Here is a 23319-nt window from a genome sequence, read left to right as displayed (position 1 = left end):
AAGTCCAGGCCTCTCGCCTGCGCGCTGTCTGCTTCGCGAAAAGCGGTCGCGGCGCTCACGTGCGCGCGCCGATGCGCGCGTCGCCGCGCCGGCGGAGACGCGCGCGGCGCACAAAGAAATGCCGTGCCTCGCAACCATTTCATAGCGAGTCCGGGGCGTCCCGGTGCGCTGTCCCTCGCCGCAGCGGCGGCCGTGTGGGGCGGCGTGCGCGCGCTCCCGGTCAGGCGCGCGCTCATCGAGGCACGCTCGCCGCCGTCATCGCGTGGAGCACGAGCAGCGCCGCGGCGACGCCGAAAGTGATGATGTGCGCCGGCAGCCCTCCGCGGAGCGCGGCGAGGAGCGCGCGCTGGGCCGGGAGCGCGCGCAGCTCCACGGCGAGGCGGATGAGCTCCGCCAGGCCGGCGAGCCGCTCGGCCCCGCGCCCTTCGAGGACCGCGTCGATGCGGGCGCGCAGCGCGCGCTCCTCCTCGCGCAGGCCGCGCCCCGAGGCGAGCAGCGCGATCGGGCCGAGGGGGCTCTGCAGGTAGGGCACGAGGATCTTCTCGACGATCTTCTTGACCAGATCGCTGCGCCCGCTCACCTCGCGGTAGAAGCGGTCGAGCAGCTCGCGCCGGGCTGCGCTGAAATCCTCGGGCAGCGCGGCGGTGCGCTCGATCCGGGCGAGGCGCCGCGGCGCGAGCCGGTACGCGAGCGCCGTGAAGGCGCCGGCCGCCGCGGTGGCCCAGAACACGAGGTGCAGCGCCGCGCCCAGCGTCGGGCGGCCGGACCGCGGCCACGGCGCGTGCGCGAGGGCGAGCCCGGCCGTGACGAGGCCGATCGCGAGATGCCCGGTCAGGTGCGGGCGGAGCCGGCTCTTCACGGGCGCGGCATCGCCGCCCTCCACGGCCGTGTCGCCGCGCCGCCTGGGCCGCATCCACGCCCATCGCCCCGCGCGCTTGGGGAGCGCGTAGAGCAGGAGCAGCGCCATGCCGACCGCGGCGGCGACGCCCGCCGAGAAGGCGGCGCCCTCGCCCGGGCGCGCGCCGCCGCGCGCGTGCGCCAAGAGCCCCGCGGCGCCGAGCCCGGCCGCCGCGAGCGCGCTGCCCGCGACGAGCGCCGCGCCGCTCCGTGGCGCGGCGGCGCGCTCCTGCTCGCGCCGCGCCCCGCCGAGCAGGTCGCGCACGTCGGCGATCTCCTCCGCCGGGTTGACGCGGAAGATCGAGCCCGTGGGGCAGGCCTTCACGCACGCGGGGCCGTCGTAGTCGCGGCAGAGATCGCACTTCACGGCGATGTCCGCGAAGCCTGCGCCTCCCGGGCGCGGCGCGGCCGCGGGGCGCGGCGCCATCGCGATGTTCTCCCACGGGCACGCCTTCGCGCAGGCGCCGCAGCCGGTGCAGAGCGCGTCACGGATGAACACCTCTCCCCCGGTGTCCTTGCCGATGGCGCCGGTGGGGCACTCGATCATGCAGGCGGGGCTCTCGCAGTGCTGGCAGGAGTTCGGCAAGAGCAGGCTGCGCGGCGCCTCCTTCTGCGCGGCCTGCTCCGCGTCGTCCACCCGCGCGCGCACCTTGTCTCCGCGGCGCACGAGCCGTGAGACCCCGTGCACGTCGGCGCACGACCACGCGCAGTGTCCGCAGCGCGCGCACGTCTCGAGATCGATGACCAGGAGCGACCGCGCGACCTGAAGGCGATAGAGGTCCCTGAAGATGTGCGCCGTGTGATTGCGCGCATGGCCGGCGATGACCGCCTCCTGCCTTTCGTGGTGCTCGCCGGTGATGCGCCGGAGTCGGGGGATCAGATCAGGGTGCTTCCGCGCGAGCGCGGCGAACGTCTTCGACGGCACGGCCAGGAGCGCCGTGGCGCCGCTGGCCACGGCGCTCGCCGCCCGGCAGCGGCCCTCGTCGAGCTCGACGTCTCCAAAGAAATCACCTCGGGTGAGGTACGCGCGCACATGAATCCGATCTCCGTCCTCGGTCTGAATTTGCACCATCCCTTCAGCGATGAGCCAGAGCTCGGCGGCCGGATCGCCTGTGCGATAGATGGCCTGACCGCGCTCGAAGTGTTTGTGACTCACTGCGTCAAGCAGAATTTCGACGTCGTCTGAGTCCAGGTCACGCGTGAAGGCGAGGATGCTGAGGAGGTCGCGTGTCGCGCTCCTCCGCAGCGCGCGCTCGAGCCTCTCGGCGATCTCGGCCTTGCCGGAGCGACCGGCGGCGCGCCGGAACAGGTGGACCGGGATCTCGGCGAGCACGCTGGGGGCGAGCGCGACTGCGGTGGTCCTGCGCGACATCCCCACGACCGCCTCCTCGCCGATGACGTCGCCCGCGACGGCGGTGCGCACCTCGGTATCGCGATCGTCTCCGCGGCGCGTCGCGCGCAGGGCGACGCGCCCGGACGCGACCACGAAGAAGGCGTCGCCGGCGTCGCCCGCGCGATAGGCGACCTCGTCGGGCGACAGGGAGCGGAGCCGCCCCGCCCCGGCGATCTCACGCCGGGCGCGCTCGTCGAGCCCTCGCAGCAAGGGGGCGTCGAACACCGCCGGCGGCCACGCCTCGGGGCGGTCAGACCCTGCGTCGCGCGCGCCGCCGTGGGTGTGGTCCGATGAGTGCATCAGCAGGTCTCCTGGTCGAAGGACGCAGGCCGCCGCTCCTCCCGACCCGCCCTCGCCGCGCGATCACGGCCCGAGCCGCCCCCCGGAGCGAGGTCGACAGGAGCGGGGCAAGCCGGGCAGGGAGCGCAAGCTGGGCAAGGAGCGCAAGGAGCACGACCGGCGCGAAGAACGCGGGGGTGGACGCGGGCGTGGACGCGGAGCAGACGAGGCCGGCGTGTCATGGCGTCGGATACCGTCGCTCCACACCGTCGCGCATCCGCTGTCTTAAGGGACGACATGGTCTTACTTCACGTTCGAGAAGGTGCAGAAAAAGGACGAGCGCCCCGAAAATGCCTTGACACCCAAGCCGATTACAGTGAATATCCATCCTGCTAGACTCGGCATCTTCGGCGCCAGGGTTCGTTTGAGGGTTCGGCATGAAATGACTAGCATCTGTTCTTGAGTGCACATGCAATGTCATTCCAAATCAACGAGGTAGAAGTATGAGTAGGCGCACGACGAGTTTGGCTGTTGCTTCCCTGGCTGCCGCGTCTTTCATCACGCTCGCTTCGGCTTCCGCGAGCGCGAAGGGCCCCGAGGACTGGGCGCTCGAGTTCATCGACAACGCCGTCAGCAACGAGTGGGGCACCGAGCCCGATTGCTTCATGACCTGGGACGACGCCGACCAGTCGAAGGCGTGGACCGGCATGACCAAGGCCGCGTGCTTCTTCACGCTGTCGCTGCAGAAGGCGATGGGGTACACCCAGCAGGACATCTATGCGATGTGGGGCAAGAACAGCCCGACGTCCGATTATTATTTCGATATCGTCAACGCGAGCCCGAAGGTCGGCGCGGCCCCCGGCGGGTTCGAGACGTACTTCCGCCGTGTCGAGCGGGCGGTCGACATCCAGAAGGGTGATATCTTCACCATCGGCGCCACGTCCACCTTCGCCGGCCACACGATGATCGTCACCGGCGCGCCCGAGAAGATCCTCCCGCAGATCAACCCCCGTTACTCGGGGACGGAGCAGTTCGCCGTGCCGATCGCGGACTCGACCAGCTCGTCGCACGGGTGCGCCGAGGGCAAGTACAAGGACAGCCGGTGGAGCGGGCAGTGCACCGGCGGCTACATGACGCCGGGCGCCGGGACGGGCTACGTGCGTGTGTACACCGACTCGTTCTCGGGCATCCTGCTCGGCTTCACGTGGAGCGTCACGTCGTCGCAGACGAGCTACTACTCCCCCTCCACGCGCCCCTACCGGATCGGCAGGCTGTTCAAGCTGCCCGATCCGCTCCCGACCGAGCCGCCCCCGCCCCCTCCCTGATCGACGGCGACGCGCTTCATGACCACGGCGCGCTGAGCTCGTCAGCGCCTGACCAGCGAAGCCCTTACCCCGCAGGCCGGGGTAGGGGCTCGCCCCTTTTTGTCGGCCGGCGCGTCGAGGTGCCTGCCTCGTCCGGCGCGTCGCTGGCGTCTGTTGTGTCCGTTGCTTCCGTTGCTTCATCGCGGCGACCTCGGTTCAGGGGATCTCGACCTCGGCCCGCGCGAGCTCGACGATCTCGAGGCGTTCGAGCATCGCGTCGGTGACCAGCGGGCCGGTCGGCCGCAGGCCGCGCCGCGCCTGCTCCCGCTCGTACGCGGCGAAGGCGCGGATCAGGAACGGGGGAAACGCCCGGAAGAGCAGCCTCGCCTCGGCCCGGAGCGGGCCGCGCCGCTGGCCGGTGCGGAGATCGTAGGTGTACCGGATCGGCACGCCGGGCGGCGCGGAGCGCGTATCGATGATCGCGTCCGGCCCTTTGACGACGCCCCGGCTCGCGTCCAGCGCGCCGACCGGAAAATACGTCTCGAGAAAGGCGTTCTGCCCGGAGAGGTTCGAGCCGCAAGCGCCGGTGTCCAGGTCGTAATCGCCGTCCGTGAACCGATCGGCGTGGTGCAGCCCCTGGCCGGGCCCGGCCTGGCAGGTGCCGTCTGCGGCCACGACGCCGATGCATCGGACACAGCGCAGAAAGCCGTTCTGAAAGTTGATGAGCCCCCGCCCCCGGAACGAGGTGCCGCCGAGCCGTGGGGGTGGGGTCCAGAGGGGGACATCAGGCCCGTCGCGCACGTCCGCGCCGAACAGCCCGCCTGGAGCGCCCGCCGGCGCGAAGGGGCTGTTCGCGTCGGGATCGGTGGTCACCCGGGCGAACACCTTGTCTCTCAGATCCTCGTCGGCGCGGTCGATCCGGCCGACCTCGTAGACCACCCGCGCCTCTCCATCCCTCACCACGAGGTGAACCCAGAACTCGCGCTCCTGGCTGAAGCCGGCCGGCACCTTGTGCCCGGCGCCGGTGTTCTCGATCTCTACCGGGATCTCGACGCGATCCCCGGCCGCGCCGGCGCGGCGCGCGGCGCCGAGCTCGAAGCGGAACGTATGGCGGAGCAAGAGATCGCGGCGGCGGCGCGCGCCCGCCGGAATGCCGTGCACGTCGAGCGACGGCTCATCGATGAGCGCGTCGGGGAACTCGTCCGACAGCGGCACATCCACGCCGGAGAAGTAATGGGTCGCGACGTCCGCCAGAGCGGTGGAGTGATCCGCGATGCGGCCCCGCGGGCGCGCGCCGGGCCGCCGCGGGGCGAAGCGCGTGCCGGGCGGGCACCCGGGATCTGCCGGCGACGCCTGCGCGGCGCCCGCCGCCGGGGCCGCCTCGCAGACGCCCGGGTAGGTGCTCATGTGGCAGTCCTGGCAGGTCGCCGCCGGGCGGCCCGCGCGCTCCTCGGACCTCGCCCAGTCCGACCACTCGGTGTAGGCGTTGCGCAGCCGCTTGAAGTGCTCGCCCCGCGCCGCGGCGAGGCTGTCGCTGCCGAAGAGGCGCACGTCGTGGCAAGCCCCGCAGAACTCGCTGGAGCGCAGGTACGCCCGCGCGCTCGCCGACGGGCGACCGTGCACCACGGGCTCGACCGCGCCCGCCGATCCCGCCGGCTGGAGCCCGGCGCGCGCGGCCGCGCCGGGCTCCGAGGGGAGCAGCAGCTCCTCGGGGCGGAGGTCGTAGCCGCTGTTCGCGATCCCGAACAGGCCGCGGCCGTCCTCGGGGCGCGCAGGGAAGACGGCGCCCGTCACGAAGGACGTCCACGTGGGGTTGCCCTGGTATCCGGCGCGCCCCCGCGGGCCGACCGGGCCGTGCACCTGATGGCAGAAGCTGCAGGAGATCCCCTCCAGGCCGCGCCGGGTGAGCAGGTCGCGCACGGGGAGGCGCGCGCGGGGATCGCCGCCGGCGCGGCCGTCCCACGCGGGCATCGCGGTGTCGAGGTTCTCCGCCGGGCTGTGGCAGTTCACGCACCAGTGCTCGCCGCCCGAGCCGGTGACGGCGACGCCGCTCCGCCCGTCGCGGCAGGCGCGCGCGGGATCGGCCTTGCGCAGGATGCCCGCGCCGTTCGGGCAGTCGGCGGTGCGCCCGACCTGCTCCTCGATGAGGCTCTCCAGCGCGTTGAAGAGCGGGCTCTTCACCGAGTGCGCCATCACCGAGCGGCGCCACTCCGCGGCCTGGCGGCCGTGGCACGCCGCGCAGTCCTCCGCCGCCGTCCGCGCCTGCGTGAGCGGCGCGACCGGCGCGACGGCGACCGCGCGCGGCGCCGCTGAACCGGGCTCACCCCGCGAGAGCGCGAGCGCGGCCGATGCGATCAGCGCGCCGGCGCCGAGCGGCGCGATCCGCCACAGCCGCGCCGCGGCGCCGGCTGGGCCGCGCGGCGGGGGGTGGTCGCCCGCGTCGCCCGGGCGCGCGCGCTCGCGCGGCGCGGGGCCGGTCCTCGCCGAGGTGGCCGCGCCAGCGCGACGGGAGGTCCGGGCGGCGCGCGCTGGAAGCGCCGGCGGGCGCTCGTCGAGGAACCCGCTCAGCGCATCGGCGATCTCCTCGGCGCGCGGCGCCCGCTCCGACGGGTCCGGATGGAGCAGCCGCAGCACGTAGCCCTGCAGGCCCGCGGGGAGCGAGGTCGCGACGCCCTCGATGAACGGCGGCGGCTCCGCGCGGGCGGCCTCGCCGAGCGCGTGCCGCAGGCCAGCGCCCGCGAACGGGTGCTCTCCCGCGAGCAGGCGGTAGAGCACGAGCCCGAGCGCGTACCGGTTCGCCGCGCTGTCCCAGATCGCGCCGTCGGCCTGCGCGGGCGGCGTCCAGAGCGGCGGGATCTCCGAGGACACCCGCGCGCCCTCGGCGCGGGGCGCCGTGGCGGCGCCGCGGCTCGCCGACCCGCCGACGAGGGCGGCGACGAGCGCGCTCGCGGGCAGCGTCACGCGGCCCGCGTCGTCCACGAGGACCGCGTCGGGCGAGAGCGGACCCGGGAACAGGCTGGCGCGCTCGCACGCGGCGAGCGCGCGGGCGACCTGGATGGCGAGCCCGAGCGCCTCCTGGAAGGGGACGGGCCCGCGCCGCGCGCGCATCCAGTCCGAGAGGGGCGCGCCCGCGAGCCGCCGCGCGAGCCAGACGCGCGCGCCGCCCGGGCTCGCCGCGGCGGCGCGCTCGCCCTCGGCCGGCGGGGCGACGCCGCCGTCGATGAAGCCGCCGACGCCGGCGCTCCCGAGCGACAGGAGGCGCGTCGCGACGGCCTGGGGCTCGGGCCCTGCCGGAGCGTCCTGGTCCGCCGCGCCGAGCCGCCACAGCTCTTCTCCTGCGCCCGCGCTGCAGCGCCATCGCGCGGCGCAGCCCACGGCCGGGAGGGGCGCGCCCTCCGTGTAGCCTGCCTGCTCCGGCGACGCTCGCCTCACCGCGCCCCCTCCGGGGCGGCCGGCGTCGCCGTGCTGGCGGGCGGCTCCGGCGCGCCGTTCGTCGAGCGCAGCGCGCAGGTCCCGAGGCCCGCGAGCGCCGACAGCGTCGCGATGATCGCGATCGCGAGCCGGGTCGGGACGTCGCGCGGCCGGTCGATCTGCTCGACGAGGGCGATCGTGTCGGCGCGAGGCGCGTCCGCTCCGCCGGTGACGCGCGCGGCGCCCGGCGAGCTCGCGCGGTCGGGGTCGTCGGCGCGGTGCGGCACGCTCGCGCGGTCGCGATCGCCGGCGCGCTGCGGCGAGCTCGCGCGGTCTCGGTTACCGGTGCGCTGCGGCGAGCTCGCGCGGTCTCGGTCGCCAGCGCGGAGCGGCGCGCTCTCGCGGTCGTGAGCGACGGCGCGGAGCGGCGCGCTCGCGCGGTCGCGATCGCCGGTGCGGAGCGGCGCGCTCACCGCGGTCTGGAACGGCTCCAGCCGATCCACAATGTCCTGAGCGAGGTACGGCCGATCCTCGGGCGCCTTCTCGAGCAGCTGGAAGAGCAGCTGCTCGACGCCGCGGGGCAGGCCGCTTCGCACGTCGTCGCTGAGCGGCGGCGGCTCTGCCGTGCATTGCAGGTTGAGCAGCTCCCGCGGCGACGCCGACTGGAACGGCGGGCTGCCGGAGAGCGCCTCGTACAGGATGAGCCCCAGGCAGTAGAGATCCGAGCGGTGATCGATGGATCGCGCGTCGATCTGCTCCGGGCTCATGTACTGCAGGGTGCCGACGCTCTGCGTGTTGGTCTGGTTCATCGCCTCCACGACCTTGGCGATGCCGAAGTCCATCACCTTCACGCCGCCATCCCGCTGCACCATGATGTTCTCGGGCTTGAGATCGCGGTGGATCACGGGCGGCTGCTGCCCGTGGGCCGCCGCGAGGGCGCTCGCCACGCTGGCCGCGATCCGCACCGCTTCCGGCCAGGGAAGGCGGCCGGCGGCGCCAAGGACGGACCGCAGCGTCTGGCCGTCCAGGTACTCGAGCACCATCACGAGCTCGCCGGAGGCCTCGATGCTGGCGAGGCTCCGGACAATGTTCGGGTGCTCGAGGTGCGCGAGGATCTGCATCTCGTTCAGGAAGAGCCGGCGTCCCTGCTCGCTCCGGGCGAGCTCGGGGCGGAGCACCTTCAGCGCGACGCGCCGGCGCGACAGGCGCTCCTCGCCCTCGTAGACCTTGCCCATCCCGCCCTCGCCGACGAGGCGTCGAACGAGGTACTCGCCGATCTGATCCATGCGCGCCGTCTCCTCTCCCTCTCCCTGACCGGGGCGTCTCTTCTACGTGCGAGCAGGGCCGATGGCTTACACCCGAGCCCGCGCCCGGATCGCGGCCGGGCCCCTCCAGCGCGCGCGACGTCCCCCGCTCGGGCGGCTCGTCGCCCGAGGAGAGGATCGCGGTTCCCTGCCGCGCGGGGTATCGAAATCTTGCGCCTCGATGGAGGGCGCGGTGGTAGAACCGCCCCCCATGCTCCCACGCCGGGTGTCGTTCGCTCGGGCGGCGATGATGGCGCTCGCGGTCTCGGCCTGCTCGAGGACCCCGGCGGAGCCGGAGCCGCCGCCGGCCGTCTCCAGCGCGCCATCCGCCGCGCGGCTCGCGTGGGACGTTCCGGGGAGCTGGGCTGCGCTCGACGTGCCGCGCGCCGGCCCGCGCAAGGCCCTCTACAAGGTGCCGAGGGCGGCGAACGACAAGGAGGACGCCGAGGTGCAGGTCCTCTCGTTCGGTCTGGGGAGCAAGGGAGACGTCGACGCGCGCTTCAACGAGTGGTTCGCGCAGTTCGATGGCGACGTCGGGGCGAAGGCCAGGCGCGCGTCGCTCGAGGTGCGCGGCATGCCGGTCGAGCTGGTCGAGGTGGCCGGCACCTACAAGATCGCGCTCGGGCCGCAGTCCGGCGTTCGCAAGCGATCGCCCGTGGAGATGGTGAAGGACAACTACCGGCTCGTCGGTGCGGCGGTGAGGACGCCGGATCGCGGAAACTGGTTCTTCAGGATCGTCGGGCCTGACGAGACCGTGCAGTCGGCGCGGCCGGCGTTCCGGAGCATGATCGAGTCCGTGCGGTGAGCGAGCGACAGGCCGAGCGGCTGCGAGCGCGGCGCTCGCCGCGCGCGCCGAGCACATGATACGTTGCGCGCCATGGACGACCGAAAGCGAGAGGCGCGCACGCCGGCCGAGATCTTCCGCGTCGAGGCGGAGGCCGAGGCGGAGCAGAGCCGGCTCTGCGAGGAGAGCAAGCACCAGCTCGCCAACCGCTGCCCGGAGTGCGGCAGCCTCGGTAGCATGGAACTGGTCGACGGGCTCATGCGCTGTATCGATTGCGACGAGGTGGTGGCCGCAACCCGCCAGCTGCCCGGCTTCGGCCGCCGCTGAATCCCTGTCGCGCTACCGCCTGACCTCCCGCGGAAATCCCGATGAAATCTCAATAGATCCCCGTTGAAACGAAAACCGGCGCAACCGGCGCAACCGACGCAACCTGCGCAACCTACGCTTGAGCCTCTGCCGGAAAGAACTCGCCGGGCGCGGCGCTTTCCAGGTGATTTTCAGTCGGATTCGTGACTATTCTGCGAACATTGACGTTCTCGCGCCCGGTTCCGTTTTCGCCCCAGACGCGGTGCACGGAAGTCCTCGCAGGTCAGCCGGCCGGGGCGTGAACAGCAGGACTGAAGTCTTGAAGGAGTTGGAGATGAAGCGGATCTCTGCGGAGAGCTCGGATCACCCGTCGCGGGAGACAAGCCAGGGATCCCGGGCGAGGACGGCACGAGGCGCGAGCGGGGGCCTGCTCATCCTGATGATCGAAGACAGCGCGATCACCAGCTTCGCCACGGTGCCAGAGGGCGAGTCGACCAGCGGTCCACGCCGGTCCCGTCCGAAGCACTGACCCGGAGCGCCGCGAGGCGCCTCGCGGACGTGCGCTCCCACCGGAGCGCCGGCACATCGCGACGCGGTGCTGCCACGCGTCAGGATTTCCCTGATGAAATCTCGGAGCCTCGGGATGGCCGCGCCCCGGACCCCACGTCCAGCGTGCGGTGACGATCCCTCGTGAGCCTGGCGCGAGCCGCTGGGTCGCTGGGCGTCGGGTTGCCGTTTTTTCGCCCCCTTCGCTGAATCGTGGCACCTCGTCGGTGTGGACACCCGGGGAACGACACGGAAAACCATGGTCCTGGCGCTCGCCGCCGCCGCTCTCGGCGGGGCGGGGCTCGGTTGCAGCGATCCGAGCGAGGCGATCGCGCGGATCTCCCGGGAAGAGCTTCCCGCGCTGAGCCGCGCGGCGGAGGGAAGGCCGGGCGGCGGGTCCGAGGGGCAGGCGAGCGCGGCGGCGGGCTTGGCGCGATCGGACGCGGCGGTGCCGCTCCGGGCCGCCGTGAGCGGCACCGCCGCGGACGAGGGCCGCAGCGACGCAGACCGCCTCGACGCGGCGGACGTGTCGCCCGCCCGCGGCCCGGGTCGGGAGCGTCGCCGCAGGTCGGGGTCGGCTGAGGCGCGCACCGCCGCGGGCGCGGCGCAGGGCGGCGTGGGAGAGGGCGCCGCTCGGGCGCCCGAGCTCCAGGTGATACGGCTCGTCGTCTCGAAGGGCATCGCCGGCCGCGAGCCGATCGAGCCGGCGAGCTCGTTCGCGAGCGCGGAGATCGACCGCCTCTACGCCTTCGTCGAGCTCTCGAACAAGGACCAGGCCACCTCGGAGATCAGCGTCGCCTTCACGCCGCCCGATGGCGGCGCGCCGCTGCGCATCCCTCTCGCCGTCGGCGCGCAGCGGCGCTTCCGTACGTGGGCTGCCACGCGGAAGGCGCGCGCGGCGGGGCTCTGGTCGGTGACGGTCAGCGACGCCGCGGGCAAGGAGCTCGCGCGCGCCTCGTTCACGATCACGAAGTAGGAGGCGCCCGTGGCTCGCATGTTGTGCTCGCGCTCCTCCGCTCTCCAGGGCGCTCGCCGCGCCGCCGTCATCGCCCTCGCGCTCGCTGCGGGAGGCTGCGTCTCCCGGGCCGCGCCGGCGCCCGAGCCTGTCGGGACGCCACGCCCACCTGTCACCGTCCCCGCCCCCGGCGCGCGGGCAGGGTGGTTCGGCTTCTGGGTCCCCGACGGTCCCGCGGCCCGGGTGCTCTCGCTGCAGGTCCAGGAGAGCGACGAGGACGAGCCCCCCGACGCCGAGCCGCCCGCGCGCGGCGCGACGCCGGCGGAGGCCGACGAGGAGCGCCGCTACGTGGTCCTGCCTGGCGTCGAGCTCGCGCCCGCCGTGGAGCAGAAGGTCGCGGAGCTCGCGTCCGCCTACTTCCGGCGGACCGGAAAGGAGCTCGTGGTCACGAGCGGCACGCGGGATCCCGCGCGGCAGGCCGAGGCGATGCACGAGCTCTTCCGGCACGGCGCCGATGTCCTCGGCCTCTACAAGGACAAGACGGCGGCGCGCGAGATCAAGAGCGCCTACGAGGAGGGGCGCTCGGCCGAGCACCCGCCGGAGGCCATGATCGCCGCCCTCGAGCGGGTGATCCGCGCCCAGATCGATCGCGGCGTGTTCATCTCGGCGCACCTCCGGGAGGGCGCCGTCGACATCCGGAACCGGGACATGACACCCGCCGAGAAGCGCGCCTTCCTCGAGGGCGTCGACGAGGTCGGGGGCGTGTTCGCGCTCGAGGAGTCGCGGCCGCCCCACTACCACCTGCAGATCGATTGAGCCGCGGGGGCCCAGCGGTACGCGCGAGGCGGCCGCCAGGCTGGCGGCTGCGCGTCACTCGTCGCTGAAGCGGACGATCTGTCCCGAAACGGAGTTCGTCCAGTAGACGCCCGTCCCGTCCGCGGCGATGCCCGTCGGGCCGCCTTGATTCGCCGCGATCACCTCCGGAGCGCCGGCGGCGCCGCCCTTGCGGAGCCGGTAGACGCTCCCTGCCTCCTTGACGGTGATGTAAAGGTAGTCCCCATACGTCGCGATCCCGGTAGGAGGGCTCGGTAGTCCATCCTCGAGGAGGGGCACCTCGACGTCTCCGGCCGCTCCGCTCCGCGCATACCGCATGACGTTGTCTCCGGTGAGCCAGTAGAGGTTGGCTTCATCCAACACGAGCAGCCCCGGGTCTGTGAGGTTCGAGAGGAGCTCCTCCTCGAGCGCATCGCTGCTCGTGTCGATGACGGAGAGCGTGTTCTCCGCCGGATCAGTCCAGTAGACGAGGGGGCCGTCGGTCGCGACGCCGCGCGGCTCGCCGCCCGCCTCCGTCAGGTCCTTTCGCGTGCCGCCTCGCTTGGGCACCCAGGTGATGCGGTCGGCGTTCGGCCGAGCGCTGTAGACGTTGTCGGCGCTCAGCGCGATCGCCTCCGCGGCGCCGCAGCTACCCCACAGCAATTCCCCGCCAGCCGCGGGAACCGGCGCGGCTTTCGGCAGCTTCCACAGCTTGTCTCGATCATCCCCATCGGCGCTGACGCATTCACCTTCGAAGGCGGCGTCGGTGCTCGACCAGTAGATGTGCGTCGCGTCCAGCGCGATCGCACCCGGCACCTCGCTGGAAGGCGCGAGCAGATCGACGACCTCCCAATCATCCTTGATCTGCCTCCGGAGCGCGCCGCCCGTGGAGCTCCCCTGTGCACCGTCACTCCGCCCGTTGGTCCAGTAGATCGCCTCCTCGTCGAGCGCGATGGCGCGAGGTTCTGCCTGGTTCTGGGCGATCACGATCAGCGGGATCACCTGGCGATCCTCGAGCCCCGCGATCTCAGCGCAACCGTTGAGGCCCGGCGCGAGCGCGGCGAGCGCCAGCGTCACGGCAGAGCGCTTCGAGCTTCGCATCACCAATGGCCTCCGAGCACCACGCGCCCCCCGTCCGACGCGACGCTGGGCGCGACCCACACGCGCTCGACCGCGGCAGCCTGCTCCGGCGAACGAGGGGACATCAGCACCATCGCGACGCCGGCCCCGAGGCACACCAGCCCGGCGCCGAGCGCGATGTTGGAGACCATCGCGGTCGTCCGGGCGCTCTCGTTCGCCTCGACGTCCGCGCGGCTGCAGCGGAAGCTGCCGCTGCACCCCTCCTCGACATCCCCCGCTTTCTGTATCGTCAGCACCCCGAACACCGCCCCCAGGCCGATCCCGGCGATCCCGACGCCGCCAGCGACGAAGCCGAGCGCGCGCATCGGGTTGCCGGTCGCCTCGGGCTTCGCGGCCTCCGGACGGGCAGGCGGCGGGGCAGGGGGAGCCGCCTTCGCCTCCTGAACGGCGACGTCCGCGAGCGGCGGGATGGTCACCCGCGTCGTGCTGGGCCCGGGGTCGAGCGTCACCCGCTGCGACCAGGGCTGCTTGCCCGGCGCCTTGGCCTCGATCGCCGCCGTGCCCGGATCCACGGGGATGCCCGAGCCCGTGGCCGCGGCGGCGCTCAGCTCCTTGCCGTTCAGCGTGATCGTCATCGCAGGAGCCGCCTGCGCCGCCTGCGCCGCGTCCAGGACGAGGCGCGTCAGCCTGGCCTCCAGCTCGGACGCACGCTTGGCCGCGAACTGGGCGCGATCCTGCTGCCCGGCGCTCGCCGCGAGCGAGGACGCCTCCGTGAACTCGGCCCATGCGCTGGCCGTCTTGCCCTCTTTCTCGTGGCAGACCGCCAGGTTCAGCAGCGTCCCGACCGTGGGATCCACGCGCTGGCTCTCAGCGAGCTTCGGGCAGGCCTCCTGGAGCTTGCCCTCGTCCATGAGCTTCTTGCCGTCCTGGAACAGCCCCTCGGCGAGCGCCTTGTCCGCCGCGGTCGGCTGCGCCAGGAGCGGTGAGGTCAGGCTGGTCCCACAGAGCAGCGCGAGCCATGCGCCCGCGTGTCGCGCTCGTAACGATCTCAATGGCGGCTCCTCAGCATCTCGTCCTCGCTGATCGACCTCGGCGGTCTCGGCGGGTGGCCCGGCTTGAGTGGCGCTCCGGAGGCGGTCGCCTTCGGGCGCGCGTCGGCCGCAGCGCTGCCCGTGGGAGCCGCGCTCGGCGCAGGGACCGGCGGCGCCGCCGGGCTCGACGCCTCGGCCGTGGCGCTGGCGGTCGCGGACGGAGCGCCCGGCGCTGCAGCGGGGGACTGGGGCCCGAGCGCGTCGACCGCGGCGCGCTCGGGCTTCTGTGACACGGCGGCGCTCGGCGCCTGCGGCGCCACGCGCACGCTCGCGACCAGCCACACGCCCGCCCCGGCCGCGCTGGTCAGCAACGCGGCCACGCCGGCGGCGACGAGCAGCCTGCGCCGCGAGCGGCGCCGGTTGCTCGTGTGCGACCAGGACGCGCCGGACAGCCTGTCGCTGTCCTCGGCCGCCCTCGAGTTGAGCAAGGTCTGTCCGGCCGGCGACGCCGCGCCGATCGCGCTCTGGATGCGCGAGGTCGAGAGCTTCGCGAAGCTCGACCCGAGCGGCTCGAGGGCCTGCGCGAGCTTGCCGACGTTGGCGTACCGCTCGCTCACGTCGCGCTCCAGGCAGCGCGAGACGATCCGCTCCAGCGTGGCCGGCGCGTCGCTGCGCTTGTCGCGGAGCCGCGGCACCGGCTGGTGCAGGATGTTCGCCATCACCGCGGCGACCGTCTCGCCCTGGAACGGCGGCTCGCCCGTCACCAGCGTGTAGAGCAGCACACCGAACGACCAGACGTCGGCGCGCCCGTCGACGGTCCTCGGCGCCATCATCTGCTCGGGCGACATGTACCCGGGCGAGCCCATGACCTGCTTCGTCGACGTGAGCCCCGGCTCCGCGGGCGAGTCGAGGCCTTGCCCCTTCGAGATGCCGAAATCGAGGACCTTGATGTGCCGTGTGCCGTCCGCGTGCTCGGCGAGGAACAGATTCGAAGGCTTGATGTCCCGGTGGACGACGCCGGCCGCGTGCGCCTCGGCCACGGCCTCGAGCGCCTGCAGTACGTAATCGACAGCGTCCTGGATGGACAGCGGACCATGGGTATCGATGACCTGCTGGAGATCGAGCCCGGTCAAGAACTCCATCACCATGAAGGGCACGCCGGTCTCGGTGGTGCCGACGTCGAACACGCGCGCGACGTGCTCGCCCGACAGGCGCGCCGCCGTCCGCGCCTCCCGCAGGAAGCGCGTGACGGCCTCCTGGTTCGCGAGGGCGTCCTGGCGCAGGATCTTGATGGCGACCTTCTGGTCGAGATCCTCGTTGCGCGCCGCGAGCACGACGCCCATTCCGCCGATGGCCACGACCCGCTCGACGCGGTACTTGGCTGCGATGAGCTCTCCCGGCTGGGCCAGCGGTGCGAGGAGCTGCGCGGTGCGGTCGGGGGTCACGGCTGGCGTTCAAGCCTACATGAACGGACTCGGTTTTCCGAGCGCCGCGCGAGGCCCAGCGCCCTTTGTCGCGGGCCGGCTGGTTTTGGAGCGCCGCGCGCCGCCCGCTCGGGCCATGGGCGCGCTCCGGACGTCACCGCACGCCACGGCGCCGCCATTCTCCTGCGGTTCGCCTGTCAACCACGCGGCCCATCAACCACGCGGCCATCAACCACGCGGCCCATCAACCACGCGGCCCATCAACCACGCGGCCCATCAACCACGCGGAAAGAGACCGTGCCTGCCCGCCGCGCGGAGCTCGTCGAGCCCGGCTTCCATGCGCGCGACGATCCGCGCGAATGCGCGCTCGACCTCGTCCGGGTCGCTCGCGGCCTCTCTCGGGAGCCCGAGGTGCAGCGGGCGGAGCACCCTCGTGTGGATCTTCACCGGCAGGGGCACATGGGGGATCGGGATGCCGACGATGAGCCCCCACGGCAAGGCGAGGCCGAGCGGCGCGACGTTCGAGCGCGCGAGCTCGGGGAGGCGGAGCCACCTGGCCAGCCTGCTCCCATCCGTGGCGATGTAGAGGGACTGGTGCGCGCCCACGCTCACGATCGGCACGATCGGCACGCCCTCGCGGATGGCGAGCCGGACGAAGCCGCGGCGCCGGCCGAAGCGGATCGTGTACTGCGCCGAGGTGGGCTTGCACGCGTCGAGATCGCCGCCGGGGAAGACCAGGACCGCCGCGCCGCGGGCGAGCGCTCGCCGCCCGTTCTCCGGGCTCGCGGCGATGGCGCCGCAGGCGTTGAGCCAGGCGCCGGCCTTCGGGACGTTGAACGGGAGATCGTGCATCAGCCCGTAGGACAGCCGCGAGGGCCCATAAAGGCGCCAGAACGCCGTCATGTGGCAGTACATATCGGGCATTCCCGTCATCGCGTTGTGGTTGCTCACGGCGAGGAAGGGGCCGTCTGGCAGCTGCTCTTCGAGCTCTGTCTCGCAGCGGAAGTAGTCGTCGTAGAGGAAGCCGAGCAGCGGGAGCACCCGGGCGATGAACGCCGGGTCGCGCGCGTCGAGATCGTCCGGGCGGGCGCGCCCGCGGCCCTTGAGCGCGAACGCCGCGATCGCGTCCTTCACGAGGTCGAGGCTGGGGCGAGGCTCTCTCGGTAAGGTCAGCACCGTTCACGGTGCCCTAGCGTGCGGCCGAACCGAGGGGAAGCGGTTCGTTCAGGACGCCTGCCGCGAGGCCTCGGCGCGGGATGGCGTCCGTCACCCGCGACGCGCCGCCTGCGGTCGCGCCGAACGCCCGCTGCGCGCCGCGCGCGAGTGGGCCGGATCGTCGCCGCCGGCTCGCTCACTCGACGTCACGGCAGCACCGGAAGCCGGTCTCGTAGTAGCGGAACCCATCCCCGTGCGCCGGGTTCGTGGAGCCGCACCGCGGCTTCGCGCCGCCGAAGCAGCCGGACCAGTAACAGCCCTTGAGGACGTGAGGATACTCGTTGACGTGGTATCGGGTGCGCACCACCCACTCCTCGACGTTCCCCGTCATGTCGTGGACGCCGAACGCGCTCGCGCACCCGGGTCGCGAGCCGCTCGGCTCGCCCTGGTACAGCGCCTGGACCTCGGCCAGCGCCTCGCCGGAAGGCCAGGAGCCGAGCGCGCTCTCGTCGGGCGCTCTCCACGTCTTGTTGTCGTTGCAGCGCTCCGCTTCGTGGGTGTTCCCGTACGGATAGACGAACGCCTCGGGGCCCTGGCACGCCGCGTCCCACTCGTCCTCGGTGCAGAGGCGCTTTCCGCGCGCCTCGCACCAGGCGCGCGCCGAGACGGCGCTCTCCATGACGAGCGGCAAGGCGCCTTCCACGTTCGGCGCCTCGAAGCGATCGATGCAGTATCCCTGGACCTCCGCCATGTCGGGCGGGCAGGGCGCCGGGGGCGCCGTGTCGAGGGGGAAGTCCTGCTCGTCGGTTCCGCCGCTGCCTCCCCCGACGCCGCCTTCTCCGGGGCCCCCGCCGTCTCCCGCGCCGCTGCCTCCGCCCGATGTCGCGGAAGCCGACGAGGAGGACGAGGAGGCCGACGCCGCCGCCGCGCCCCCGCCGCCCGGGGCGTCGTCCATGCCGGCGCCGAGACCGCCGTCGCAGGCAGCGCTGAAGATCGCCACGAGCCCTAGCAGCGAGGTGAGCCGAGCGGCGAGGGGGAGAGCTCCAGAGCGCATTGCGGGCTCCTCATCGAACAACGTGTCAGGGCGGCCGTCACGCGTCGAGCGTGCGCCGCGCTTCCCGTGCTCCGCGCCGTGGTTCATCGCGTCAGATCGTCCTCGACATCGACATTCGTCCTCCGCCTTCCTCCCTCATCGATCCTCGTTGCGCTCGGACGGAGTCCGCCCGCAGGGGGCGGCAACGCGCGACAGCGGTGCTCGGACGCGACAGCGCCGGGAAAAAGCAGTTCAACCGTCGAGCAGCGACCGGGGTACCTTGAACGCCAGGAAGAGAAAATTCCATGGCTTGTTCACTTCGTCGGTGCCGAACCGATCTCTCCTCCCGGAATTCGGGTTCTCGGTTCCGGGTCGCGGCACCCGGCGCGGCCGAGCGATCCGCTAGAAGCGGAGCTTACATCGGAGGATCGCGCTCGGCGTGACACGCGCGGCGGTCAGCCGGCTCGCGCGCGCGTCGACCCGGACCTGGACCGCCACCGAGCCCGCGAGCGCGCGGCTCACCAGGTCGCGCGCGAGCAGCCCCACGGCGCCGGTCAGGTGCGACATCGCGGCAGAGCCAGCCAGGAGCGAGCATGGGATGGATCCAGATAGATCCATCGCGATCGCGGCGTCCGCGCCGTTGCGCTCGACGGTGCCCGTTCCTTTGAGGTTCAGGGCGCCGGCGGCGACCTCCACGCCGCTCAGCGCGACGCGCTGGCGGTCCGCAGAGAGGCGCGCGTCCGCCTTGACGGTCGTGGTGTTGCCGAAGAGGAGCCCGTCGAGCTCCTTGGGGTGGGGCAGGGTGAAGCCCTTCACCGTGAGCGCGATCGGCCCTTCGAGCGGCGCCTTGGACAGGGCGGTCCGGTCCGCCCCATCCGCGAGCCGCAGCTCGAGCGTTCCGGCGACGACCATCGTCGAGGCGCCGACGTCGACGCCGAGGAGCGCGCCCACGGCGGAGAGCGGCGTCGGCGCGAGCTCGATCGAGGCGCTCGGCGAGGGGCGCGGCCGGAGCTCGGCCCTGAGCGGCGCGGAGGCGAGGTCCTCGCCGCCGAGGCCCAGGGTGATCGACGCTGCGCCGATGGACCAGGCGATGTCGGTGCGCGCGATCTCCTTGCCGGCGACGAGCACGCGAGCCTGCTTCAGGACGCCGAGCTCCGGCCGCGGCGCGCCGGGCGGCGCGGCGGCGCCCTCGGCCGGGGCGGCCGCGCGCCGCTCGAGGGCGCCGTCGGCCAGCGCGAGCACCTCCGGTCCGCCTTCGTGATCCCGGAGACCCAGGCGGACGCGGCCCGTGGTGAGCGGCAGCGCCGCCGCGCGCGGGCCGTACTGCGCGACCCACGCCGGCAGATCCTCCAGGGCGTCGGTCCCCACGAGGGTGAGCTCGACGCCTTCCGTCGCGATCCGCGCGGGCGAGAGCCCGCGCAGCTCGATGGTGGCGCGCGCGACCGTGCCCGAGATCCCGCGCACCCCGAGGAGGGAGAAGCGGCCGTCGCGCAGGCGGATCGAGCCGAGATCGACGTCGATCTTCCCGGGATCGAGCGCGACGCCGCGCGCGCGGGCCTCGGCGATGATGCGCCGGCGGAGCGCGGGAGGACCGAGCACGACGAGCGCGGCGACGGCGGCCGCGACGACGGCGACGACCACGAGCGCCGCGATCAGGGCGCGGCGGCGCCGCTTGCCGCGCGCGCCTCGCGGCGCACCGCCGCTCTCGCCGGGGGCGCGCGGCGCACCGTTCTCGCTTGGGGCGAGCGGTGCGGCGCCGCTCTCGCCGGGGGCGCGCGGCGCCGCGAGCGGCACCTCCGCGTCGGTGTCGGGGGAAGAGGCGGAAGCGGGGCGAGGGGAGGGCGCCACGAAGTGGGATCCCTGTAGCGTCGATCGGGCGCCGTCGCGAGCGCTTCGCGCGGCTCAGCGCGCTTGCAGCCGAGCCCTCGCCTGCGCTACGGGTCACGGAGCCGCCTGTAGTCCGGTCCCCGGAGCCCGGTATGAAGATCACCATCATCGCGAGCGGGAGCGGAGGCAACGCCACGCTGTTCGCTTCCCGCGGCACGCGGGTCCTCGTGGACGCGGGCGTCGGGCCGCGGGTGCTCGAGCAGTGCCTCTCGGCGGCGAACGCGGGCGGCGCGGACGGCAGGCTGCTGCCCGACGCGATCGTCATCACACACGCGCACGCCGACCACGTCGGCGTGGCCGCCAGGTACAACAAGAAGCACAAGATCCCGATCTACGCCTCGGAGGCGACCGCGCGCGCGGCGGAGCTCGGCGATCGAGAGCGCGTCCGGGCCTTCTCGTCGCGCGAGCCGTTCGCGGTTGGCGCGCTCACCTTCTCGCCGACGCCGCTGCCGCACGACGCGGCGCAGGTCGCGCTCGTCGTCGACGACGGCGCGCGGCGGGCCGCGCTCGTGACGGATCTCGGCGAGGTCCCTCCGGGGCTCCTGGAGCACGTCGCCGGCTGCGACGTGGTGATGCTCGAGTCGAACTACGACGCGGGGTTGCTCGAGGCCGGCCCGTACCCGCAGCACCTCAAGCGCAGGATCCGCTCGGCGCGGGGCCACCTGGCGAACGCGCAGGCGTGCGAGCTGCTCGCGGCGCTGCCCGGCGGCACGCACACGGTCGCGCTGATGCACCTCTCCGAGGTCAACAACCGCCCGGAGCTCGCGCTCGACGCCGCCCGTGACGCGCTCGACGGCCGGCGCACGCGCCTCGTCGCCGCGCCGCCTCGGGGGCCGCTCGTCCTCGACGCGGCGGCGCCGCCGGCCCCTCCGCCCGGTGCGGCGCGCTCGTCGCTCGGCCCGCCGGCTCCCCCGCGCCAGCTCGGTCTGTTCACGGGGATATGAAACGACGCTCCGGCCGAGGAGCCGCGGCTCGGGCGCGCGTCAGATCCCCTCGATCCGCACCTTCTGGCCCGCGACGACGCCGTGGCGCCGCGCCCAGCCGGCGTTCAGCTCGAGGACGTACGTCGACGGACATCCGACGTCGAAGGTCGAGTCGGTGAGCGTCGGGGTGTTCTCCTCGATACCGACGATCGTACCGTCGCTGTCGATGAACAGCATGTCGAGCGGGATGCACGTGTTGTGCATCCAGAACGAGTGATTGTTCCGCTGCTGGAAGACGAAGATCATCCCGCGGTTCTCCGCCATGCTCGTCCTGTACATGAGGCCGCGGGCGCGCTCTTGCTCTCTCCTGGCGATCTCGACGGTGACATCGGGGGCCTTGGCCTCGAGGAAGGTCACCTTGCCGGTCGCGAGCTGGAACGGGCCGGTCGGGTCCTCGGGGCACGCCGGATCCGGGCCGGTGAGCCTTGGAGACGGCCGCTCCGGCGTCGACGGCGTCGGCTGGATGCAGCGGCCGGCGTCCCGCTCCACGGTCGAGGCGGGCGGCGTCCCGGTCGAGGCGGGCGGCGCAACGTCGCCCACGTTGCTGCTGGGCGTGAGCGGGAGCGGCTCGTCGACGCGGCGCTCGCACGCGCCCAGGGCGATCCCGAGCAACAGCGCGCCCAGGGCGGGAACGAGCGAGGCGAGCGCGGCGGGGATGGCCAGCGAGGCGGACGTGGTGGACGTGATGGACGTGACGGACGTGACGGACGTGAACGGACGGGTCGCGAGGGCGCAGCGCGAGCTCATGCCGCTTCCTACCACGGCGACGCTCGTCCTTGACCGCTGGACCGCGACGCGGGAAATCGTCGCACGATGAACGCTCGAACCCTCGCCATTCAGTCCATCGCCGCCCTCGCCACGCTCTCGGCCCTCGCGGGATGTTCGAAGACCCCCGAGCCCACGGCCGAAGAAGCGCCTAAGCCGAAGACCACGCCTGCGTCGACGGGGCTGGCCGCCGGAGGCAAGGCGGAGACGGGAGAGAAGGAGCGCCCTCAGCCGCAGAGGCGCAAGGTCACCGCGAAGCCGGTCGCCGAGGTCAAGCCCAGCGAGGACGACCCGGTCAAGGGCAAGTGGACGCTCGACGACGCCACCAAGGGGCTCCCGCCGGGCAAGACGTTGACCGCGTCGATCGAGACCGATCTCGGCACGCTGTCCTGCAAGCTCCTGGACGACAAGGCCCCGATCACCGTCGCCAATTTCGTCGGCCTGGCGCGAGGGATCAGGCCCTGGAAGACGCCGGAGGGGACGTGGGAGAAGAAGCCCGCTTACGACGGCACCATCTTCCACCGCATCATCAAGGGATTCATGATCCAGGGCGGCGACGCGAAGAAGAACGGCACCGGCGAGGCAGGTTACGTCATCCCCGACGAGGTCTGGGAGGACGGCAGCCACGATCGCGCAGGGCTCCTGTGCATGGCGAACCGCGGCAAGAACACGAACTCCGCGCAGTTCTTCATCACCGACGCGGCGGCGTTCCACCTCGACAACGGCTACACCATCTTCGGTGAGTGCGGGCCCGAGGAGCTCGTCCACAAGCTGGCCGGCGTCGAGGTCAAGGGCGAACGCCCGGTCACCCCGCCGGTCATCAAGAAGGTGACGATCACCCGGCAGTGATCGGTTCGAGGCGCCCCGCGCCGAGCCCGGGCTCCCGCCGCCCCGCGGCGAGGAGCCGAGCTCGGAGCGGGCGCGCTCACGGGCAGTCGTTCTCTTCGCCGGGCGTCGGCGTGGACGCGACGGTGAAGCTGATGTCGAGCCACTCGCTCGTCTCGTCGTGCCCGCTGATGCCGTTGCCTTCGGTCAAGAGCTCGCCGGACTCGATATCGCTACAGCGGACCATGCTCGCCCCGCTGCCGGCGGCCGCGGCCGGCCGCTGGCTGCCGCGCGCGGTGTCATCGGCATAACCGGTCTTGCCTGTCTTGTACACCATCGCCGAGTTCCCCAGCTCCTCGCCCCAGATGACGTAATCGACGTCCTTGAGCGGGCTGCGCTCCGTGCCGTCCCACTCGAAGAGGATCACCATCTCTCCGCCGTCGGTGAGCAGCGCGCCGGACTGCGCCCCGAGGGCGCCGTTCGTGGGCGCGATCATGGGCGGCACGTCCCCCCCCTCGCAGGGGATGGGCATCTCGTCCAAGGCGAAGTCGGCGCACCGCTGGTACTCGAGCTCGAAGCCCTCGTCGCTCGCCAGCACGAGGCGCGCGCCCGCCGCGATCATGGTCCCGGGGGGGAACTGGACGAGGAAGTCCGTCCCTGCGCTGCCGGTCGGCGCGAAGGCGGTCCCCGCGGTGATGGCATAATAAACGCTGTTGTCCGAAAGGTAGTAGTTGGTGAGGTCGATCTCGACCTCGGTCGGGTTCCAGATCTCGATGAACTCGCCCGCTCCAGGTCTGACGGCGACCTCCGAGATCAGCAGGTGGCCGGCGGGCTCACCGGGGACCACGCCGCCGCCGCCGCCGCCGTCTCCACCGCCCGCGCCGCCCGCGCCGCCCGCGCCGCCTTCACCGCCGCCGCCGGCCTCACCGCCGCCGCCGCCTTCGCCGGAGCTGCTCGAGGTGGTGCTGGAGGAGCTCGCTCCACCTCCTCCCGCCTCGTCATCGCCGCCGCACGCCATGAGAGGGGCGAGCGCCAGAGGGGGAGCTGCGAGGAGTGCGATGGTGAGCAGGTTGCGCGTGTGCATTGTTGAGAGATACATCAGAGTGCCGGCCAACAGGCAAGTGGGATTGCAGCCTGGGGGAAA

Annotated in this window: 19 protein-coding genes; 8 read left to right on the top strand and 11 right to left on the bottom strand. The window is 72.9% G+C overall.

Annotation, left to right across the window (positions count from 1 at the left end; all coding sequences use genetic code 11):
* Positions 1 to 232 precede the first annotated feature (232 nt).
* Positions 233 to 2590 carry a cyclic nucleotide-binding domain-containing protein gene (locus tag WMF34_RS22450; RefSeq protein WP_437994499.1) on the bottom strand — a complete coding sequence of 786 codons (2358 nt, stop codon included), beginning with the start codon at positions 2588 to 2590 and terminating at the stop codon, positions 233 to 235.
* A 503-nt stretch (positions 2591 to 3093) separates the two neighbouring features.
* Between WMF34_RS22450 and WMF34_RS22445 the strand changes: the two genes are divergently transcribed.
* Complete coding sequence (locus WMF34_RS22445) at positions 3094 to 3894, top strand: hypothetical protein (protein WP_437994498.1); 801 nt, start codon at positions 3094 to 3096, stop codon at positions 3892 to 3894.
* 195 nt (positions 3895 to 4089) lie between these two features.
* Here the strand turns inward: WMF34_RS22445 and WMF34_RS22440 are convergent, their stop codons facing one another.
* Both WMF34_RS22440 and WMF34_RS22435 read right to left on the bottom strand, forming a co-directional pair.
* On the bottom strand, positions 4090 to 7305 hold the full coding sequence (locus WMF34_RS22440; RefSeq protein ID WP_437994497.1) for a serine/threonine protein kinase: 3216 nt from the start codon (positions 7303 to 7305) through the stop codon (positions 4090 to 4092).
* On the bottom strand, positions 7302 to 8570 hold the full coding sequence (locus tag WMF34_RS22435) for a serine/threonine protein kinase (RefSeq protein ID WP_437994496.1): 1269 nt from the start codon (positions 8568 to 8570) through the stop codon (positions 7302 to 7304). The genes WMF34_RS22440 and WMF34_RS22435 overlap by 4 nt, the downstream gene beginning before the upstream one ends.
* Before the next feature lie 229 nt (positions 8571 to 8799).
* Between WMF34_RS22435 and WMF34_RS22430 the strand changes: the two genes are divergently transcribed.
* The 5 genes from WMF34_RS22430 to WMF34_RS22410 all read left to right on the top strand — a co-directional run bounded on the left by WMF34_RS22430 (position 8800) and on the right by WMF34_RS22410 (position 11995).
* On the top strand, positions 8800 to 9393 hold the full coding sequence (locus WMF34_RS22430; protein WP_437994495.1) for a hypothetical protein: 594 nt from the start codon (positions 8800 to 8802) through the stop codon (positions 9391 to 9393).
* A gap of 72 nt (positions 9394 to 9465) precedes the next feature.
* Positions 9466 to 9699, top strand: coding sequence for a hypothetical protein (locus WMF34_RS22425; RefSeq protein ID WP_012236968.1), 234 nt, complete (start codon positions 9466 to 9468; stop codon positions 9697 to 9699).
* A gap of 313 nt (positions 9700 to 10012) precedes the next feature.
* Positions 10013 to 10207 carry a hypothetical protein gene (locus tag WMF34_RS22420; RefSeq protein WP_044965495.1) on the top strand — a complete coding sequence of 65 codons (195 nt, stop codon included), beginning with the start codon at positions 10013 to 10015 and terminating at the stop codon, positions 10205 to 10207.
* 276 nt (positions 10208 to 10483) lie between these two features.
* Positions 10484 to 11200, top strand: a complete 717-nt coding sequence (locus tag WMF34_RS22415) for a DUF2914 domain-containing protein (protein ID WP_437994494.1) — start codon at positions 10484 to 10486, stop codon at positions 11198 to 11200.
* Positions 11201 to 11218: 18 nt separating this feature from the next.
* Positions 11219 to 11995 carry a hypothetical protein gene (locus tag WMF34_RS22410; RefSeq protein WP_437994660.1) on the top strand — a complete coding sequence of 259 codons (777 nt, stop codon included), beginning with the start codon at positions 11219 to 11221 and terminating at the stop codon, positions 11993 to 11995.
* 54 nt (positions 11996 to 12049) lie between these two features.
* On the opposite strand, the gene WMF34_RS22405 is transcribed toward WMF34_RS22410, so the two are convergent.
* From WMF34_RS22405 to WMF34_RS22380, 6 genes are all read right to left on the bottom strand, one after another.
* On the bottom strand, positions 12050 to 13093 hold the full coding sequence (locus WMF34_RS22405) for a hypothetical protein (RefSeq protein ID WP_437994493.1): 1044 nt from the start codon (positions 13091 to 13093) through the stop codon (positions 12050 to 12052).
* Positions 13093 to 14124 (bottom strand): hypothetical protein, encoded by a 1032-nt coding sequence (locus WMF34_RS22400; RefSeq protein ID WP_437994492.1) that lies wholly within the window; start codon positions 14122 to 14124, stop codon positions 13093 to 13095. Before WMF34_RS22400 ends, WMF34_RS22405 begins: the two co-directional genes overlap by 1 nt.
* Positions 14121 to 15548 carry a serine/threonine-protein kinase gene (locus tag WMF34_RS22395; RefSeq protein ID WP_437994491.1) on the bottom strand — a complete coding sequence of 476 codons (1428 nt, stop codon included), beginning with the start codon at positions 15546 to 15548 and terminating at the stop codon, positions 14121 to 14123. The genes WMF34_RS22400 and WMF34_RS22395 overlap by 4 nt, the downstream gene beginning before the upstream one ends.
* A gap of 255 nt (positions 15549 to 15803) precedes the next feature.
* Positions 15804 to 16661: a 1-acyl-sn-glycerol-3-phosphate acyltransferase gene (locus WMF34_RS22390; protein WP_044965490.1), complete on the bottom strand. Its 858-nt coding sequence runs from the start codon at positions 16659 to 16661 to the stop codon at positions 15804 to 15806.
* A gap of 217 nt (positions 16662 to 16878) precedes the next feature.
* Complete coding sequence (locus WMF34_RS22385) at positions 16879 to 17736, bottom strand: formylglycine-generating enzyme family protein (protein ID WP_437994490.1); 858 nt, start codon at positions 17734 to 17736, stop codon at positions 16879 to 16881.
* Positions 17737 to 18117: 381 nt separating this feature from the next.
* Entirely contained in the window at positions 18118 to 19563 is a 1446-nt protein-coding gene (locus WMF34_RS22380; RefSeq protein WP_437994489.1) for a hypothetical protein, read from the bottom strand.
* A 131-nt stretch (positions 19564 to 19694) separates the two neighbouring features.
* Between WMF34_RS22380 and WMF34_RS22375 the strand changes: the two genes are divergently transcribed.
* Positions 19695 to 20546 (top strand): MBL fold metallo-hydrolase, encoded by an 852-nt coding sequence (locus WMF34_RS22375; protein WP_012236959.1) that lies wholly within the window; start codon positions 19695 to 19697, stop codon positions 20544 to 20546.
* Between the two features lie 39 nt (positions 20547 to 20585).
* Here the strand turns inward: WMF34_RS22375 and WMF34_RS22370 are convergent, their stop codons facing one another.
* Positions 20586 to 21332 (bottom strand): DUF192 domain-containing protein, encoded by a 747-nt coding sequence (locus WMF34_RS22370; protein ID WP_437994488.1) that lies wholly within the window; start codon positions 21330 to 21332, stop codon positions 20586 to 20588.
* Between the two features lie 66 nt (positions 21333 to 21398).
* Between WMF34_RS22370 and WMF34_RS22365 the strand changes: the two genes are divergently transcribed.
* Positions 21399 to 22199, top strand: coding sequence for a peptidylprolyl isomerase (locus WMF34_RS22365; protein WP_012236957.1), 801 nt, complete (start codon positions 21399 to 21401; stop codon positions 22197 to 22199).
* Positions 22200 to 22275: 76 nt separating this feature from the next.
* Here the strand turns inward: WMF34_RS22365 and WMF34_RS22360 are convergent, their stop codons facing one another.
* Positions 22276 to 23259, bottom strand: coding sequence for a lamin tail domain-containing protein (locus tag WMF34_RS22360; RefSeq protein ID WP_231864994.1), 984 nt, complete (start codon positions 23257 to 23259; stop codon positions 22276 to 22278).
* Between the last annotated feature and the right edge of the window lie 60 nt (positions 23260 to 23319).

Source organism: Sorangium sp. So ce145, assembly GCF_051525985.1.
Lineage (GTDB): Bacteria > Myxococcota_A > Polyangia > Polyangiales > Polyangiaceae > Sorangium > Sorangium cellulosum_B.
This window is presented reverse-complemented; position numbering and strand designations above follow the sequence as displayed.

Bases quoted from the DNA above. Each gene is read 5' to 3' on its own strand.
- WMF34_RS22450 (WP_437994499.1), bottom strand. From the start codon at position 2,590: ATGCACTCATCGGACCACACCCACGGCGGCGCGCGCGACGCAGGGTCT.
- WMF34_RS22435 (WP_437994496.1), bottom strand. From the start codon at position 8,570: ATGGATCAGATCGGCGAGTACCTCGTTCGACGCCTCGTCGGCGAGGGC.
- WMF34_RS22430 (WP_437994495.1), top strand. From the start codon at position 8,800: ATGCTCCCACGCCGGGTGTCGTTCGCTCGGGCGGCGATGATGGCGCTC.
- WMF34_RS22425 (WP_012236968.1), top strand. From the start codon at position 9,466: ATGGACGACCGAAAGCGAGAGGCGCGCACGCCGGCCGAGATCTTCCGC.
- WMF34_RS22420 (WP_044965495.1), top strand. From the start codon at position 10,013: ATGAAGCGGATCTCTGCGGAGAGCTCGGATCACCCGTCGCGGGAGACA.
- WMF34_RS22415 (WP_437994494.1), top strand. From the start codon at position 10,484: ATGGTCCTGGCGCTCGCCGCCGCCGCTCTCGGCGGGGCGGGGCTCGGT.
- WMF34_RS22410 (WP_437994660.1), top strand. From the start codon at position 11,219: ATGTTGTGCTCGCGCTCCTCCGCTCTCCAGGGCGCTCGCCGCGCCGCC.
- WMF34_RS22405 (WP_437994493.1), bottom strand. From the start codon at position 13,093: ATGCGAAGCTCGAAGCGCTCTGCCGTGACGCTGGCGCTCGCCGCGCTC.
- WMF34_RS22385 (WP_437994490.1), bottom strand. From the start codon at position 17,736: ATGCGCTCTGGAGCTCTCCCCCTCGCCGCTCGGCTCACCTCGCTGCTA.
- WMF34_RS22375 (WP_012236959.1), top strand. From the start codon at position 19,695: ATGAAGATCACCATCATCGCGAGCGGGAGCGGAGGCAACGCCACGCTG.
- WMF34_RS22370 (WP_437994488.1), bottom strand. From the start codon at position 21,332: ATGAGCTCGCGCTGCGCCCTCGCGACCCGTCCGTTCACGTCCGTCACG.
- WMF34_RS22365 (WP_012236957.1), top strand. From the start codon at position 21,399: ATGAACGCTCGAACCCTCGCCATTCAGTCCATCGCCGCCCTCGCCACG.
- WMF34_RS22360 (WP_231864994.1), bottom strand. From the start codon at position 23,259: ATGCACACGCGCAACCTGCTCACCATCGCACTCCTCGCAGCTCCCCCT.